This is a genomic window from Janthinobacterium sp. EB271-G4-7A (genome assembly GCF_020858075.1).
Taxonomy (GTDB): Bacteria; Pseudomonadota; Gammaproteobacteria; order Burkholderiales; family Burkholderiaceae_D; genus Janthinobacterium; species Janthinobacterium lividum.
In genome coordinates this window covers 226,947-243,879 of record NZ_JACYMI010000003.1, presented here as the reverse complement: position 1 = coordinate 243,879, position 16,933 = coordinate 226,947, and the positions used below count along the sequence as shown (strand labels likewise).

Annotated in this window: 8 protein-coding genes; 6 read left to right on the top strand and 2 right to left on the bottom strand. The window is 63.4% G+C overall.

Features of this window, described 5'->3' with window-relative positions; genetic code table 11:
• Positions 1 to 66 precede the first annotated feature (66 nt).
• The 6 genes from IGS58_RS21535 to IGS58_RS21510 all read left to right on the top strand — a co-directional run bounded on the left by IGS58_RS21535 (position 67) and on the right by IGS58_RS21510 (position 8,623).
• Positions 67 to 1,956 carry a sensor histidine kinase gene (locus IGS58_RS21535; RefSeq protein WP_230522649.1) on the top strand — a complete coding sequence of 630 codons (1,890 nt, stop codon included), beginning with the start codon at positions 67 to 69 and terminating at the stop codon, positions 1,954 to 1,956.
• Positions 1,957 to 1,959: 3 nt separating this feature from the next.
• Positions 1,960 to 3,306, top strand: a complete 1,347-nt coding sequence (locus tag IGS58_RS21530) for a sigma-54-dependent transcriptional regulator (protein WP_034758888.1) — start codon at positions 1,960 to 1,962, stop codon at positions 3,304 to 3,306.
• Between the two features lie 105 nt (positions 3,307 to 3,411).
• The gene (locus IGS58_RS21525; RefSeq protein WP_070255072.1) at positions 3,412 to 3,720 is read left to right on the top strand and encodes a hypothetical protein; all 309 of its coding nucleotides are present in this window, start codon (positions 3,412 to 3,414) and stop codon (positions 3,718 to 3,720) included.
• Between the two features lie 75 nt (positions 3,721 to 3,795).
• Positions 3,796 to 4,476, top strand: a complete 681-nt coding sequence (locus IGS58_RS21520; RefSeq protein ID WP_143450913.1) for a hypothetical protein — start codon at positions 3,796 to 3,798, stop codon at positions 4,474 to 4,476.
• 92 nt (positions 4,477 to 4,568) lie between these two features.
• On the top strand, positions 4,569 to 6,887 hold the full coding sequence (locus tag IGS58_RS21515) for a T6SS effector phospholipase Tle3 domain-containing protein (protein WP_230522648.1): 2,319 nt from the start codon (positions 4,569 to 4,571) through the stop codon (positions 6,885 to 6,887).
• Positions 6,888 to 7,102: 215 nt separating this feature from the next.
• Positions 7,103 to 8,623 carry a type VI lipase adapter Tla3 domain-containing protein gene (locus IGS58_RS21510; RefSeq protein ID WP_230522647.1) on the top strand — a complete coding sequence of 507 codons (1,521 nt, stop codon included), beginning with the start codon at positions 7,103 to 7,105 and terminating at the stop codon, positions 8,621 to 8,623.
• Here IGS58_RS21510 and pbpC read toward each other — a convergent pair whose 3' ends face one another.
• Positions 8,624 to 10,720, bottom strand: coding sequence for a penicillin-binding protein 1C (gene pbpC / locus IGS58_RS21505; protein WP_230522779.1), 2,097 nt, complete (start codon positions 10,718 to 10,720; stop codon positions 8,624 to 8,626). It lies immediately after the preceding gene.
• 17 nt (positions 10,721 to 10,737) lie between these two features.
• Entirely contained in the window at positions 10,738 to 16,491 is a 5,754-nt protein-coding gene (locus IGS58_RS21500) for an alpha-2-macroglobulin family protein (protein WP_230522646.1), read from the bottom strand.
• Between the last annotated feature and the right edge of the window lie 442 nt (positions 16,492 to 16,933).

Sequence of the window (16,933 nt, the reverse complement as noted above, 5' to 3'; positions counted from 1 at the left end):
GTCTGATTAGTTAGCACCGGGGCAGTGCCGTCTGGCCTGCCCCATCAACCCGACACACGGAGCACCATGGCATTCGGCAAATGGCCCCTGAGACCCGCGCTCGCCCCCCTGCTGGCCGTGGGCTCGCTGGTCGTGCTGACGTGGGCGTCGTATGCCTGGGTCAAGCAGCGCCAGCTCGATGAATTGCACCGCACCCTCGATTCGCGCGCGGAACTGTATGCGGCGTCCATCGGCGGCGCCCTCAACAAGTACGAATTCCTGCCCCTGGCCGTGGCCCAGAGCGATGCCGTGGCGCAATTGCTGGAACAGCCCAGCGCCGACAAGGTCACGCAGATCAACGCCTACCTGGTCGACATGAACCGCCGCGCGGGCGCCTTTGCCGTCTACGTGCTCGACGACAAGGGCACGACCCTGGCGTCAAGCAACTGGCAAGACCGCAGCTCGTATGTGGGCGTCAACTACGGTTTCCGGCCCTACTTCAAGGATGCGTTCGCGGGCGGCATCGGCCGCTTCTACGGCATCGGCTTTTCCACCTTCGAGGCCGGCTATTTCATTTCGCAGCCCGTGCAGCGCAACGGGCGCATCATCGGCATCGTCGCCGCCAAGGTCAACCTGGACTGGATCGAGCAATCGTGGCGCACGCCCGGCGCGGGCGAACAGATCTGGGTCAAGGATGCGAATGGCGTGCTGATCCTGGCGACCACACCCGCGTTCAAGTTCAAGACCCTGGCCCCGCTGTCGGCGGACGCCAAGAAAGACATCAGCGAACAGCGCCAGTTCCTGCAAGAAAACCTGCCCATCCTGCCGCACCGCGTGCGGCGCCAGTTTGCCGATGGCGCCAGCGTGATGACATTGGAGCGTCCGCAGACGGGCGACACGCCAGCCCTGTCCGGCAGCGCAGACTACCTGGCCGTGAACCGCGCCCTGGGTCCGCTGCAATGGCAGATCACCGTGCTGGCCGAGCTCGACCAGGTCAACGAGGCGGCGCGCAACGCAGCCATCGCCGCCGCGCTGGGCTGGGCCTTGCTGCTGCTGGCCCTGATGTATGCGCGCCAGCGCCGGCGCCGCATCGCCGACAAGCTCAATGCGCAGCAAACCCTGGCGCGCGCCTATGAACAGCTGGAAATCAAGGTCGAGCAGCGCACGGCCGACCTCGTGCATGCGAATGGCCGCCTGCAGGCCGAAGTGGCCGAGCGCGAACGGGCCGAGCAGACCCTGCGCTATGCCCAGGCGGAACTGGTGCAAAGCGGCAAGCTGGCGGCCATCGGCCAGATGGCGGCCGGCGTCACGCACGAGCTGAACCAGCCGCTGGCCGCCCTTCAAACGTTTTCCGACAATGCCAAGGTGTTCCTGGCGCGCGGGCGCATCGACGATGCGCTCGATAACCTGTCGACCATTTCCGACCTCGTCAAGCGTCTCGGCTACGTCACGTCGCAACTGAAAGGCTTTGCGCGGCGCAGCGACGATGCGCGCAAGCCCGTCAGCGTGCGCCAGGCATTTGCGCAAACCATGCTGCAAATCCGCACGCGCAAGCATTCGCAGCGCCTGACCCTGCATGAAAGCTGGCTGGAGGACGACATCATCGTGCTGTGCAACGCCATCGGCCTGGAACAGGTGTTTACCAACCTGATCACGAACGCCATGGATGCCGTGCCGGAAAACGAGCCCGTGCACATCTGGTTCCAGGTGCGCCGCGAAGGCGACCTCGCCGTGCTGCATATCACCGATAATGGTCCCGGCATCCCGCTCGCTTCGCTCGACAAGATCTTCGACCCCTTCTATACCACCAAGGAACACGGGCTGGGCTTGGGATTATCGATCAGCGCAGGCATACTGCGCGCGGCCGGCAGCGCCCTGGCCGTGCGCAACCGCAGCGCGCAGGAAGGGGGCGGCGCACAATTTACCATCACCCTGAGCTGCGCCCCGGGGGAGAATAAGATAGAGACGAAGGAATAGGGAATGCACGAGAATAATTTTGAAGGCATGCAAGTGCTGCTGGTGGAAGACGATGCCGTCGTGCGCAAGGGTGCCCGGCAATCGCTGGAGCTGGCGGGCTTGCAAGTGACGGCCGTCGCCACGGCCGAGGAAGCGCTGCCCTACCTGGTGCCCGAATTTGCCGGCATTTTATTGAGCGATATCAAGCTGCCCGGCATGGATGGCTTGAAACTGCTCGATATCGCCGTGGCGCAGGATGCCAGCCTGCCCGTCATCCTCGTCACGGGCCACGGGGACGTGTCGATGGCCGTGGGCGCCATGCGCCGTGGCGCCTACGATTTCATCGAAAAACCGTTTTCCGCCGACTTGCTGGTGGAAGTATGCCGTCGCGCGCTCGACAAGCGCCACCTGGTGCTGGAAAACATGAACTTGCGCCGCCAGCTCGAGCAGCGCGTGGGCATCGAGGCGCGCATCGTGGGCCGCAGCGCGGCCATGGCCAAGGTGCGCCAGCTGGTGCTGAACCTGGCGCCGAAATCGGCCGACATCATCATCCTCGGCGAAACGGGCACCGGCAAGGAACTGATCGCCCGCTGCCTGCACGACTTCAGCGAACGGCGCGACCATCCGTTCGTCGCCATCAACTGCGGCGCCCTGCCCGAATCGATCTTCGAATCGGAACTGTTCGGCCACGAGGAAGGGGCGTTTACGGGCGCGCAGCGCCAGCGCATCGGCAAGATCGAATATGCGAACGGCGGCACCCTGTTTCTCGATGAAATCGAAAGCATGCCGCTGGCCCTGCAAGTGAAACTGCTGCGCGTGCTGCAGGAGCGGCAAGTCGAGCGGCTCGGTTCCAATAAACTCATTTCCGTCAATTTCCGCGTGATCGCCGCCGCCAAGGAGGATTTGAATGTCCTGGCGGAACAAGGGAAATTCCGTCCCGACCTGTATTACCGCCTGAACGTGGCCAGCCTGACCCTGCCCGCCCTGCGCAACCGGCGCGAGGATATCCCGCTGCTGTTCGAGTTTTTCGTGCTGCAGGCAGCCCTGCGCTACGGCCAGCCGGCCGCCCTCGTCAGCGGCGAACTGATCGCTTCCTTGATGGCGCAGCGCTGGGCCGGCAATGTGCGCGAGCTGCACAATGTGGCGGACCGCTTCGTGCTGGGCTTGCTGGACGACACCCTGAGCCCGGCCGGCTGCCGCGAAGCCTCGCTGGCCGAGCAAGTCGACACGTTCGAGATTTCCATCATCGAAGAAGCCTTGCGCCGCCACAACGGCAACGTCATCGACGCGGCTGCCAGCCTGAATATTCCAAAGAAAACCCTGTACGACAAGCTCAAGCGCTTCGATATCTCGACGGAACAATTCCGATAATCAGTAGCAAGTAGCCGACACAGCCATGAGGCGGCGTCCTACCCGTGCCGCCGGTATCCTGTGTGAGAATGCAAGCTCTTCCTCATTTCTGCACAGGACACTGCCATGAAAACCGCCGCTCTCTTGCTGGCCGCCACCCTGATGACCGTCGGCGGCGCCTGGGTGCAAGCCCAGTCGACGACGAATCTGAACCAGACGGGCAACCACACCAACAATCCCAACGATCCGGGCCAGAAATCGGACCAGTCCGACAAGCTCGATAATAAAGGCAAGCTGGTTCACGACGCCAAGCCCGCCAAGACGCGCACGGACAAGCGCACGCGGCGCGGCAAGCCCGTAGCCACGCCGGACACCCCGGCCGCCAGCGGACCGGCCACCGCGCCGCCAGCGACGCCAGTCGCGCCGGCCCGCTAAGTCTGCCTCCAGCGCTGCGCCACATTGCTCCAAGGCACGTTATGATCGCGCCTTTGCAATATATTCAGGATGACAATGAAAGCAGCATGGTGTGGAATAGTGGCGGCCAGCGTATTCGCGGCCGCGAGCGTGCAGGCGGCGCCCACGGTGGGCGAATGCATGGAGCTGACGACAGGCATCAAGTTCAGCAAGAACAATGGCGATGCGCAAGTCAACGTCGAGGAAACCTTCGAAGGCAAGAAACAGAAAGGCACGCAGCTGATCCTCGACGGCGGCGTCTTGCTGGCCACGTCTTACCAGGACATCCGCGACGGCCAGGTCTTCCTGACGGGCGCCATCCACTACAACGAAGACGGCACCGTGCGCAGCAAGAACGTCTACACGCCGCAGTCCGCCATCCCCGCCAACATGCGCCCCGGCCAGGAAGTGCGCGTGCAGTTCACGGACACGCGAACGGACACCCACTATCCCCTGGCGGGCCTGTCCGATAAGATCACCACCTCCACGCGCACCGACAAACGCGATTTCTCCATCACCTTCCTGGGCTGGGAGCGCCTGGAACTGGGCGGCCGCCGCTTCCCCGATGCCTGCAAGTTCGAACTGCGCGACGTCGGTGGCAAGAGCAAAGGCAAGAGCGGCGAATACGTGTGGTACGCGCAAGGCTACGGTGTGATCATGACGGACAAGCTGGACAAGGATGGCGACGTGCAGCCCGCGTATCGCATCGCGCTGACGAAGATCATCAGTGCGCCGTAAGGCCCCCTTCTTTTCCGCAATGCTTGCGTAAACGCAATTAATCCGCCATCCCGCCCCTCTACACTGGCCTGTCTGGTCAGCATGGAGCGGCGATGGCCTATCCCAAACTTCCCTACACCTGCGGCAAGAACACCGCCCTGCTCCATTGCGGCCGCCTCAGCGACGCCATCGTGCGCATCCGCCCTGAGCTGCCGGGCAACGTCATCGTCATCCATGGCGTCAACGATGTGGGTACGAGTTTCAGTGCCGTGGAAAAAGGACTCTGCCAGGGACTCGATGCGCGCATGTATGGCGGTGGCCACGTGTTCACCCCAGCCACCTACCGCCTGCCGCAGGAGTCCGACAAGCGTGAAACCATAGCCGACCCGGACGACGTGTATTTCAAGCGCAAGCCGGATGACGCGACGTACAGCCCCGTCATCCCGTTTTACTGGGGCTTTCGCGAACGCAGCAACACCAGCAAAATGGTCAACGGCCAGAACACGGACCGCTATGGCAACCGCCTGGATAAGGACATGTCGAAGAACGGCGGCCCGTTCGGCAATGCCACCAATACCCTGCCCGACATGTGGAACAAGGGACTGTTCTCTCCATACGACGTGGGCGGCGACCCCGTGCGTCCGCTGATGACGGCACCGGGCCGCATGTACATGGTGCTGGCCGCCAAGCGCCTGGCCGCGCTCATCGCCATGATCCGCGACTACGACAGCAATGACGTGGTTTCCATCGTCGCGCACAGCCAGGGCTGTCTGATCTCGCTGCTGGCACAGGCCTTTCTGCTCGACGAAGGCAAGCGGCCGGCCGACACGCTGATCCTTACGCATCCGCCCTACAGCCTGGTGGAAGACACGACCATGTTTTTCGGCGCGGCGGAAACCAGCCGCATCTTTGGCGGCGGCCGGGATGCGGCGATGGAAGACCAGTATGACGCCATCAGCAATCGCCAGACCCTGCATGCGCGCCTGCAAACGCTGGTGCAGATCGTGCAGGGCGTGGTGGCAAAAAAGCACGCCACGCCCGCCTTTGCGCAGATCAAGGATCATACCGTCTGCCATGGGATGGCGGGCGCGGCATGGCGCGCGGAAGCGGATCGCGACAACCGGGGCAAGGTCTACCTGTACTTTTGTCCCGAAGACATGACGGTGGCGCTGGATAATATGCAAGGCATCGGCTGGCAGGGGATACCCGACTACATCGACGGCCATGGCCTGTCAAAGACCAGGGGCAAGACGGACAAAAGCATATGGGGCGATGGCCCCACCTATTGGGAAAAGGAATTCCAGCGCCGCCAGCCGCTGGTGGAACTGGGTAAAGGATTTTACCAGCGCGTGTTTACCAACAAGCAACGCCTGGATGCCACTGGCAAGAATAGCGGGGCAGTGCTGGTGGGCCTGCCGCCGCACGACTTCGCCCTGCGCGTGGAAGGCGAGGACGACCATGCCCATGTGGCGGGCGCCAACCGCGGTCATCGGGGCAACCATGCCGAGACACAATGGCCGCCCGTCAAACCCGCAAAATGGAATATCTTTTCAACGGAAGCTGGACGGCGCGAGGGCTTGCGCACGATCAATGGCGAAGCGCTGCGCGTGCCCAGGGCGGCCGTGCTGGACGGCGGAGAGATCCGCCCTGGACAATTCCCCAAGGATTCCGACCAGGCCAAGCTGCCGCGCGACCAGCAAGGACCGTGCGAGGAAGTCGACCCGATCGATGCGGCCATCGCGGTAACCAGCAAACAAGGTTTGCGCATGCGCAGGCAGGAAATCATCGCCGATCCGCGGCCGCTCAAGCATCGCATTCCCGAACACGGCGCCGGCATGTTCGGCGCGGGCGAACGCGATCAGGTGCAAAAGGCCCTGAACCTGGGCAAGGAAGCGGGCGACCAATGCAAGCTCGACCGCGTCTCGCGCCACCCGGGCGGTGGCGACAGGCTGCGCGTGGACCGCGAAGAAACCCCGAACGAGGCGCGCCAGCGCTGGCAGAACGAGGTCAGCCCCAAATCCTTCCACGGCGCCATCATCGGCAATGCGGAAAACCACCGCAACGTGACGGCGTATGACGTGGCTATTGGCGGGGGCAAGGCGAGCAGCGATCCACGGTTTTACCAGTATTTGTGTGCGGTGGCGGATTGGCGGCTACAACGAAATCCACTGATACTTAAGCGACCGTCCATACCCAGATGGGAAGAGTTCTTGACGCAATTTGGCATCTATTGGGCCGCTGAGTCCGCGCAGCGCAAACAGATTATTGAAGGCAATGCTCAATACTATAGCTCGGGAGAGTTACCGGCCTGGCTACCTGCCCGGCAGGCTGGGCTGCCCTCCACCGTTGTATGTGAAATAGTCAACGGCAGGCGTACCGAATCGATCGTTACTCCTGTCGTCCATAAAGCCAGCAACGATATCCCAAGATGAAAAATTTATTCCTCCGCATGCAATATCCGCTGTATGCAGCCGCCATCGTCATGGCACTGCTACTGCTGTGGTCTTTGCTGATCAGCCCATTACCTTTCTTACTGGAGTCCACGATGCGCAGCAATATATGGAAACATCTGCAGTGGCTGTTGCTGGTCCCGCCTATCGTCGCGGCCACATTGCTTGGATCACGCTGGTTACATTCGCCCAAGCCCGTGGCAGTCGCAAAGCAGCATGTGCAGTTGGCGGCGCCCACCGAGCAGGAAAAGCGCGAGTACGTGCTGGAAGTCATCGGCCTTGGTATCACCCTGGACAAGTATCGCCAAGGCAAGCTGTGGGAAGCGCTACAGAATGGAAATGCCTACGCCAGCATCCGCGAGCAGGATACTAAAAAATATCCTTGGGATGCGATGGAACGATCTGGAATGGCTGGTGGCCGCGGCGGCGACGCGCTGGAAAATGGCGCGAGGGATACTCCGATGTATTTTGGCGTGCCCGTTTTTAACGCAGAACCACCGATCATTAATTCACGCATGCGTGACAGGCCCGACGCACCGGTTATAGGCTTGGCCGCTGGCGCAGCACCTTCCGGCATGCATTGGCATCTGTTCGCTGCCGGTCCGCGCCGCTTCAGCGAATACCCGGACCGTATTCTGGAAGATATATTTGCCTTCTTCGATGCCCATCCCGACGTGCCGTACATCGTACTCAACTCAGAGGACAGCATGTCCACGCGCGATCTTTACCGGCCAAATGAATCGCCATCACTCGTCAAGGACGGCTACTACATTCCCGAAATGCCCGACGCCTCGGCCCTGCTCGTGCTGGCCCGGCGCGAACGCATCGATGCCGTGCGAAAGTTCGCCTACGACGATGCGCCGCCCGAGGATAGCGTCGATGACTTGAATACCTACGGCGTGGCGCGGCGCCTGTATCTGGCCTACTATGACTTGATGGGCACCGTGCCCCAGGAGCGTCTGGAAAGCGATCCGGCAGCCACCACCCGGCGCCAGCCCTCAATTGCCGAATGGCTGCCCGTCGCCGCACAATTCGCCCGGCGTGCCGACGTCCGCGGCACGGGCAGCTTCAGCATGCTCGACAAGCTCCAGCACAAGACCTATCACCCACCGAAAGACTGGCAACCCACGCCCTGGTTTCCCTTGCCGTTCAACAAGGAGCAACTGGCGCAGCTGGACCGCCTGCCCACCTTCGGCTTCATCCACAGGCCCACGTTCGTCAGGATGCTCGACAAGGATGGCAAACCGTTGACGCGCAAGGACCAGCGCGAACAGGCATTGCAGGCGGGCTGGCAGGAAGCCTTGCGCAGCTTGCCGGAAGCCGAGCGCCCCGCCGCACCGGCACGCCTGGTCGCCGCCACGGGCGGCAATCAGGCGCAGCTCGTGGCGCTGCACAAGACCTTGCTGAAACATGCGGAAGATGGCGGCACGGAACTCGACAGCGGCAACACGGCGCAGTGGATCGACACGGATCAGCGCCTGGGCAACACGGGCGCGGCCACCCTGTTCGTGCAGATGGCCATCGGCGTGATGGGCAGCTACCGCGATGGGGGGATCAGCGCCGTGGTGAACCTGCGCAATCCGGATGAAGCGACCATCGTGCTGGTCAGCCCGCCATCGGAAGAAAAACGCCGCACGCAAAAGCATCCGCACGGCGGCGATGTTTTGCGGCACTACGTCACGCCAGCCATCGACCCGGCGAATTATCCATCGAACTGATTATTTTCCCTGTGCGGCAAGCTGCGCCAGCGCATTGCCCCGCACCTGGAACGCCACCTGCGCCACCGTCTTGCCGGCGCCGTCGACGAGGGCCAGCGCATGCTTGCCCGGCACGGGGCGCCAGCTGATGCTGTCAAGCGCCGCGCCCATGTCCTTGCCATCGAGCACCCAGCGCAAGGCGTGGCTGCCCTGGGCCTGGAAGAACACGCGCTGCAAGGCGGGCGGGATGTCGGGATCGATGGCGAGGATGCTGTCTTCGGCCGGATATACGATGGCGGGCGGCTTCACGGTGTCGCCCAATACGGCGATGACGGGGCTTTCCGTGCCGGCGATAAACCATTCGCGGCGCGGCGCTTCCAGCGCGGGCTGGTACGCCACCATCTGCTGCAATACGCCGGGCGGCGCTTTCGGGGCATGGCTGGGAACGTTCTTGTGCAGGTAATCCATCACGTCGCGCCACACGGGCGCGGCGCCCGTCACGCCCGACACGTCCCACATGGGCTTGCCGTCGAAGTTGCCCACCCATACGCCCACCGTGTAGCGCGCCGAGTAGCCCATGCACCAGTTGTCGCGCATGTCCTTGCTCGTGCCCGTCTTGACGGCGCTCCAGAAATTCGTCCCCAGCTCGTTGCGCAAGCCAAAGGTCATGCTGCGCGCGGCGCGGTCGGCCAGGATGTCGCCGACGATGAAGGCAGCGCCCGGCTCCATCACGCGGCGCCGGTCCTTGCCCGCCTGGCCCGGCTGCAGGCTGGCCGTGCTGTACAGCCCGCCATTGGCCAGCGCGCGATAGGCGTTGGCCAGTTCCAGCAGGCTTACTTCGGACGAACCCAGCGCCAGCGAAGGACCGTAGTATTCGGCCGGTTCCGTCAGGCTGGACAGGCCCACGTCCTTGAGGCGGTTATAAAAGCCGTCCTGCCCCGTCAGCAACACCGTGCGCACGGCGGGAATGTTGAGGGAACTGGCCAGGCTGGTGCGGGCGCTGACATACCCTTTGAAATTGCGGTCATAGTTTTGCGGCGCATACATGCCGGACGCCGTGGCGACGTCGAGCGGCGAGTCGTCCATGACGGACGCGGCCGTCATCAGCCGGCGCTCGATGGCCAGTTCATACAAGAACGGTTTCAAGGTGGAACCGGCCTGGCGCAGGGCCGCCACGCCATCGACATGGCTGCCGCCCGCATTGCCTACATAGGCGAGAATGTCGCCGCTGCGGTTGTCCAGCACGATGATGGCGCCATCGTTGACATTGCGCTCGCGCAAGGACGCCAGTTGCTGGCGCAGGTTTTCCTGCGCGAAACGCTGCAAGGGGCCGTCCAGGGTGCTGGCGACTTGCGCGCCCGGCTGTTTCAACAGTTGCTGCGCCACTTGCGGCGCCGGCGCCAGCTCCGCATACAGGGCGTTGCGCTGCAAGGCCGTCTGCACGCGCTGGCCGATCAGCTGGCAACTGCTGTCCATGCGCCATTCCTTCGCCAGCGCGCAGGCGCGGCGCGTGACGGCGGCCGGCGGCGCGTTCGGCGCCCGCACGAGGCTGGCCAAAATGATGCCGTCCGTCTGGTTCAGGCCCGACGGCGCCTTGCCGAACAGGCTGTACGAGGCGGACGCGATGCCCTGCAATTCGCCACGGAACGATACGAGGTTCAAATACGCTTCAAAAATCTGCGCCTTGCTCCAGCTATCCTCGATGGCTTGAGCGGCACGCATCTGGTCCCATTTCTGGCGCAGGCTGCGTCCGCCCGAAGACGCCTGCAAGTCCGCGTCCAGCTGGCCTGCCAGCTGCATGGTGATGGTCGAAGCGCCCCGAGGTTTCTTGGAAAACAGATTGTCCCAGGCGGCCGTGGCCAGCGCGGACACATCCACGCCGCCATGGCGCATGAAGCGCTGGTCTTCCGCCAGCAGCACGGCCTGCTGCACAGCGGGAGAGATGTCTGCCAGCGGCACCCACGGCAAGCGGCGCACCTTCATGTCCACGCGCAAGGATTGCAGCGGCACGCCGCTGCGGTCCAGCAGCTGCGCTTCCGAACTGCGGTACGCGGCCTGCACCTGGGCCGGCGTCAATATCGCATCAGCGAAGACCGGGCCGGCCAGCAGGCCGCCCATCAGTAAAACAACCCCTTTCACTGCCCCACCTTCACATTCGCGTTCGGCGACTCACCAAACATCTCGGGCGAATACATGGCTTCGATGCGCGTGGCCGGCAGGCTGAAATCCCCTGCATTGTTCAGGCGCACCGTGTATTCCACGCTCCAGTTACCCTTTGGCACGAAGGCGTAATACGCGCGGAAGGCGTCGAACGCCCGCTCTTCGAACGTGGGCCAGACCCAGCCCGTGGATTTTTCGCCGGCCGTGAGCAGCTGCGAATCGCGCCCCAGGCCATTGCCCAGCACCGTGGCGCTGGCGGGAATCGGGTCGTCGACCACTACCCAGCTCATGTCCGCCTGCGCCGACAAGTCCAGGCGCACGCGGTAGACATCGCCGCGCGACCAGGCGCCTGCCGTCTTCTGTTCCACCGGCGTCACGGTTTTCTTGATCGTGTAGCCGCTGGAGACGGGCGCCTTGAGCGGGATAGCCGCCAGACTTTGCACGGTGGCCCAAGGCTTGCCCGTGCCGCTGTGCGCCAGGCCCAGGGTGTCCGTGCCCTTCGGCCACGCTTGCAGCACGGGGCCGACCTTCGCCGCGCCATTCCACACGAGCGCTTGCGTATCGCTGCCCAGCTTGACGGCGCTGGCGCCCGTCACGGGCGTGGCTTCGAACCTGGCAGAGAACTTATTGATGGCCAGGGTGCCCCAGGCGTTGGCCACCGTCGTATCCCAGCGGCCCTTCTTTTGCCGGCCCATGCTGCCGCGCACCAGACGGCCGATGTCGTCCTTCCACGCCGGATTGTCCATCACGGCCAGCAGCAGCCGGTTGGCGTTGACGTCGCCGGAGACCATCAGCCACCACCAGTTATCCTTGCGCTCGGTGGAAAAGCCCATGGTCGTGCCCTGGAAATTCAGGCGCGAGCGCAAGATCTGCTGCGCCTCGGCCAGCAGGACATCGCGGCGCGCCAGGCTTGGCGTGCGTTGCAGCAACAAGCTCCAGTCGATGACGGCGGACGTCGGCCACAAGTTCGGGCTGATGCTGATGCTCTCCAGGGCATCGGGCGGCACCTTGTTCGAACGCGACAGCGCTTCCAGCGCGGCCAGCTTGCGCACGGCCAGGTCGGTTGTATCCAGCGCGGAACGGCGCACGATGCGCCCCTGCACGAAGGCCGTCAAGGCTGCTTCCATGCGGTTCTTCGTCTGTTCGGGAATCGCATAGCCCGCCTCCCGGGTTGCCGACAGTACGTACGCTGTCAGGCTGTCGCTGCCCTGCTCCATGATGGGGAAGTATTTCAGCAGGCCATCGCTGTCCAGGTAGGCGGGCAGGCTGGCGGCCAGCTTGTTCCACGCATCCTGGTCTTGCAGGGCGATGGCCTTCGACGTGTTTTGCTCGAAGCAGGTGTACGGATAGGCCGCCATGTACTCGCGCACGCCGGGCAGCTCGCCGCCCAGTTTGGCGACAAAGCTCGTCTGGATGCCGCCCCGGCCCGGCAAGGCGCCGGCCGGCATCTGCACGGACATATTGATGGGCTTGTCGATCTGCTGCAAGGTGGCTTGATACGTGCGCACGGGCGTGGCCTGGCCCACCTTTTGCGTGATTTTGAGTTTATCCGTATGGCTGCCCGCCTTGGCGACTATCTCCCACACAATGCTGGTCGCGCCGAGCGGCACCTGGTAATCCCAGCCCGTTTCGCGCGCTTCGCCCGCCGCCAAGGTCAAGCTCTGGCGCGGCAATGCCTTGCCGGCCGCACTGGCGTTGAGGTCCACGCTCAAGGATGCGGCCGAGGTGTTGCGCACGGTAAATCCGGCGCGCAACTGGTCGCCTTCGCGCACGAGGGTCGGCAAGCCCGACATCAAGATCAGGTCTTGCGAGCTGCGGATATCCGTACTGCCCGTGCCAAACAATTCCTTGCCGGCGCTGGCGATGGCGACGATGCGAAACGCCGTCAGCGAGTCGTTCAGCGGCACTTGCACCGTCGCTTCGCCCTTGGCGTCGAGCTTGACGGTGCCCTTCCAGAATAGCAGGGTGTCGAACAGCTCGCGGCTGGCCCCCTTGCCGCCGCCACCGCCGGCCGGGAAGGCCTTGCGGCCGAAGTGGCGCTTGCCGATCACCTGCATCTGCGCCGTCGCCGTTTCCACCTGCAGGCTGCGCTGCGCCATCATGGTGTCGAGCAATTTCCAGCTATCGTTGGGCATCAGCTCCAGCAAGCCCGTGTCGACGGCTGCCAGCGCCACTTCGGCGCCGGCCGGCAGCGGTTTGCCATCGGCGCGGCGCACGCGCACGGACACTTCCGCCTTGTCGCGTGTTTTATATACTTCCTTGTCGGACACCACCATGACGTTCAGTTCATGCGCCTGCCAACCCACGTTCAGCGGTGCAATGCCCATCTTGTAAGCCGGCTTGCCCAGGTCGACCAAGGCCGTCGGCTGCACGCCATCCACCCTGCCCCGCACGACAAACACGGAGACATACACATTCGGTGCATAGTTCGGTTTGACCGGGATGTTCACCACCGGTTCCCGCCCATTGAGCTGGCGTACATAGGTGTCGAGGATGCCTTCGCGCTCGACCGTGATCAGTGCCGTGCCCGAGCGGAACGGCATGCGCACCTGCAAGCTTGCTTCCTGGCCTGGTTCATAGCGTTTCTTTTCCGGCAGCACGTCGATGCGGTCATTGTCGCTGGCGTTGAACCACCAGTCGCCGCTGCCGGCCACCCAGGTTTCGCGGTTGGCGACAGCCGCGTTGCCGGCACTGTCCTGCGTGCTGGCGCGCAAAATCAGATTGCCGCTGGCGGGCGCCTTCACGTCGCACATCAACAGGCCCTTGGCGTCCGTCTTGCCCGCACACGCAGGACCCAGCTTGACCACTTCGCTGCTGTTTTCATATGCATAGAAGCCGCCGATCAGCCGCCGGCGGTGCGAATAGCTGTTGCGCTGGAAAAAGTCGACGGCGACCGGGGCGTTCGCCACCGGCTTGCCATTGGTACCAAGTACGGCCACCGTGAACTTGAAGGCATCCTTGCTCAAGGCCCAGGCGTCAGGCTTGATGCCGATCACGACATTCGATGGCCACAGCGGCACTCTTGTCGCCACGGAAGCCGTCTCGCCATTCGCATCCTGGAAAGCCATTTCCGCCACCAGGTCGCGCGGCGTGGACAGCTGCGGCAGCTGGTCGATGACGATGCGCGCGCCGCCCGCCTTGTCCAGGGTCAAGCTTTGCGTGCGCGCGGCCGTGGCGCCGGGGCCGGCACGCCCGCCATTGCCCTCGTCCTGCCACTCGCCTTCATCGTCGTCGTAACCTGTGCCCTGCTTGACGAGGCCTTCCTTCACGTCGCCATTGCTGAAGCTGTATTCGGGATAGTCGGCAAAGGAAACGCTCTTGTCTTGCAGCACCGTGCGCAGCTTGACGGGCGCATTCGTGGCGGCGCCGCCGGCCAGATACGTGATTTGCGCATCGAGGGCCAGCTGCTTCGCCTGCACGGCGGGCGCCTTCGGTCCCTGCAGCACGGCTTTCATGGTCGGCACGCGGAACGCTTCCACGCGGAAACTGCCGGACGGGCGTCCCGCCATCGTCACGCTGTATTCTCCCTGCTTGGCATCGGCGGGAATGATCCAGTCGCTTTCCGCCGTGCCGCTGGCCGACCAACGCAGGGGCAACTGGTAGTTCTGGTCGCTGCCCTGGTGCGTGATGACGATGGACGTGGCACTGCCGGGGCCGTTGTTCTTGTCGACCAGGCTCATGCCTTCGCCCGTGTGCTTGCGGATGAAATGCTTCATGTGCACGGTTTCGCCGGCGCGCAGCAAGGTGCGGTCGAATACCGTGGCCAGCAAGGTGTTGTCGGCGCGCGTGTCGTCCGTGGGCAAATTGAAACGCCAGGCTTCGATGCCGCCCACCCAGTCCGACAGGGTGAACGTCATGTCGCCGCCGCTGCGCGCACTGATAAAGTAGCGGCCATTGTTCTTGCACGAGGAATTGGCCAGCTCGCCGGGGATGTGCGCCACGCCGTCCGCGCCCGTGGCGCCTTGCCACAGCAGCTTGCCGGCGCAGTCGCGCACGGCCACTTGCGCCTTCGCGACAGGCGCGCCCTTGTCCAGCGACGTCACCCACACGAGCGACGATTGCGCGCCATGCTTGAAGTGGGCCGCCAGATTCGTCACCAGCGCGGCCGTGCGGATATAGGCCGTCGTCGGTTTGCCCAGCAAGGCCTTGCCGAGGATGGGGCTGGCCAGTTCGACCACATAAAAGCCCGGTTTCAGCAAAGGAATGCCGATCACTTCAAAGGTTTTCTTGCCGTCCGGACGAGGCAGGCTGATGGGACGCGTGCCGGCAGCGTCAGCCAGCACGGATTTGCTCATGTTGCCCGCGTACTGGGCGTACGGCTGCCAGTATTCGCCCCCATCACCATTGCCGGCCAGACGCCGCATCCACTCGATGATGAACTTGTCGTCATTGTCGGGCACGCGCAAGGTGGCGCCCGTGGCGGCAGCGGATGGCTGCGCGACTTCCTTGCCCGACAGCACAGGCTCGATATTGCGCACCGTCACAGGCAGCAAACCGTCGCCCTTGGCTTCGATGATGCCGAACGGCGCCGGGAACTTCAGCAGCGGCGGCTGTTCGCCCGTGCGCACCGTCATGGGGAAGCGCGCGCGGTTGAGCAAGGCGCGGCCCGCGTCATCCGTCAGCTTCGGCGGCAGGGCCAGCACGAAACTGGCCTGCACGGGAAACGGGCCATTGAAGGTGGCGCCATACAGGAATTCCGCCTTTTCCTCTTCTTTTGCAATCGTCGGCGCATACGTCTTGCCGCCGCCCTTCAGGGTCATGGCGCGTACCTGCGCCGCGCTCACGGGCGCGGAAAACTGCACGCGCATGGGCAGGAAGGGAATGCACTGTTCCTTCGGATTGCTGCGCTCGCAGCTGAACTTGGCCGTGAAATCGGGACGCGTCTTGAACTGCAGCGTTTGCGCCTTGTCCGTGGCGATGCCGCTGGCGCTGGCGATGCCCTCGCCCCACACGAGCGACACCTTGGCGTTGGCGGGAAAACTGCGCTTGCATTGCAACACGGTCACAGGCAGCGGCGGCGCACCCTTGCTGGCGACGGGCATGCCCACTTTCCACAGCGTGCCCCGCTTCTTGAAATACACGGTCAGGTAGCGGTCGAGAAAGCTCTTGCGCAGGGTCAATACCTGCTCCAGTTCCTTGCCCACAAGCTGCCGCACGGGAATCTTTTCATTGATGCCATCGGCGCGGCAATACGCGTTGGCGGACACGCTGGCCTCGTTCGGCGCGGCGTCCAGGCCCAGCACGAAGATCTGGTTTTCATCGATATACGGCTGGCCGTCATACGGTACGGCCTCGACGATGGCCGGCCCACCCGTGGTGAAACGGTAGGACGCCGTCCCCTGCAAGGGCTTGCCTGCCTGGTCCTTCAGCCCCGCTTTCAAGGTAAAGCTGCACGCCACGCCGGCTGGCAAGTCGCGCTCGAAATCGTAGTTCCAGTTGCGCTCGTCGGCCCAGCGCCCCGCGCCCGCCACGACGGCAGGTTCGGCCTTGCCGCAATCGATGGCGAACGGCGCGGGCAAGCCCATGTCGCCGAACGGCACCATCGGCGTGGAGAACTGGGCCCGTACCTGGCGCACGGCCTTGACCGTGCCGCTCGGTGAAAACAGGGACACGCCGCTATCGGCCCAGGCCGGCATAGCCATGCCCAGCGACAGCAGCACCGCCAGCAGACCCAGCGGGGCCAGTTTGCCGGACAGCGGGGAAGAAACAGCACGGGGGTGGTCAGGCACGGGTAACTCCTTGATGAAAAGTGGCGGAGCTGGCTGCGGCGCACGATAGTTGCCCAAGAGAAGCCCGGAAAAACAACAGAACGCGGCAGGAATACAACATCAATGTAATATTAGTTATCAAGCTCATCATTGTTGCTAATATACAGTGGCATGCTGGTAACAAGTCGTACGATTGCCTCCAGTTACGGCGCCAGGATATGGCCGTGATTTCAAAATTTTCCGGAGGCGAATTAGTTTTTTTCAACACCGAAGTAGTTGTCGTGAATCTGCAACACCATTGATATACAACAATGCTTTGTGCGCTAACGCACCGACCACGTGAACCTGCAACCGTATTCTCTACTCCAACAGCAGTGCATTTATCGCAAGAAAGCGCACCTGGAATTGTTGTCTATCTCTAGCAATAGCATGTCTGGCAGTTGTCGCATTGATGCATTAGAGA

Coding starts and splice junctions, on each gene's coding strand:
- IGS58_RS21530 (WP_034758888.1), top strand. CDS start 1,960: ATGCACGAGAATAATTTTGAAGGCATGCAAGTGCTGCTGGTGGAAGAC.
- IGS58_RS21525 (WP_070255072.1), top strand. CDS start 3,412: ATGAAAACCGCCGCTCTCTTGCTGGCCGCCACCCTGATGACCGTCGGC.
- IGS58_RS21535 (WP_230522649.1), top strand. CDS start 67: ATGGCATTCGGCAAATGGCCCCTGAGACCCGCGCTCGCCCCCCTGCTG.
- pbpC (WP_230522779.1), bottom strand. CDS start 10,720: ATGGGCGGCCTGCTGGCCGGCCCGGTCTTCGCTGATGCGATATTGACG.
- IGS58_RS21515 (WP_230522648.1), top strand. CDS start 4,569: ATGGCCTATCCCAAACTTCCCTACACCTGCGGCAAGAACACCGCCCTG.
- IGS58_RS21520 (WP_143450913.1), top strand. CDS start 3,796: ATGAAAGCAGCATGGTGTGGAATAGTGGCGGCCAGCGTATTCGCGGCC.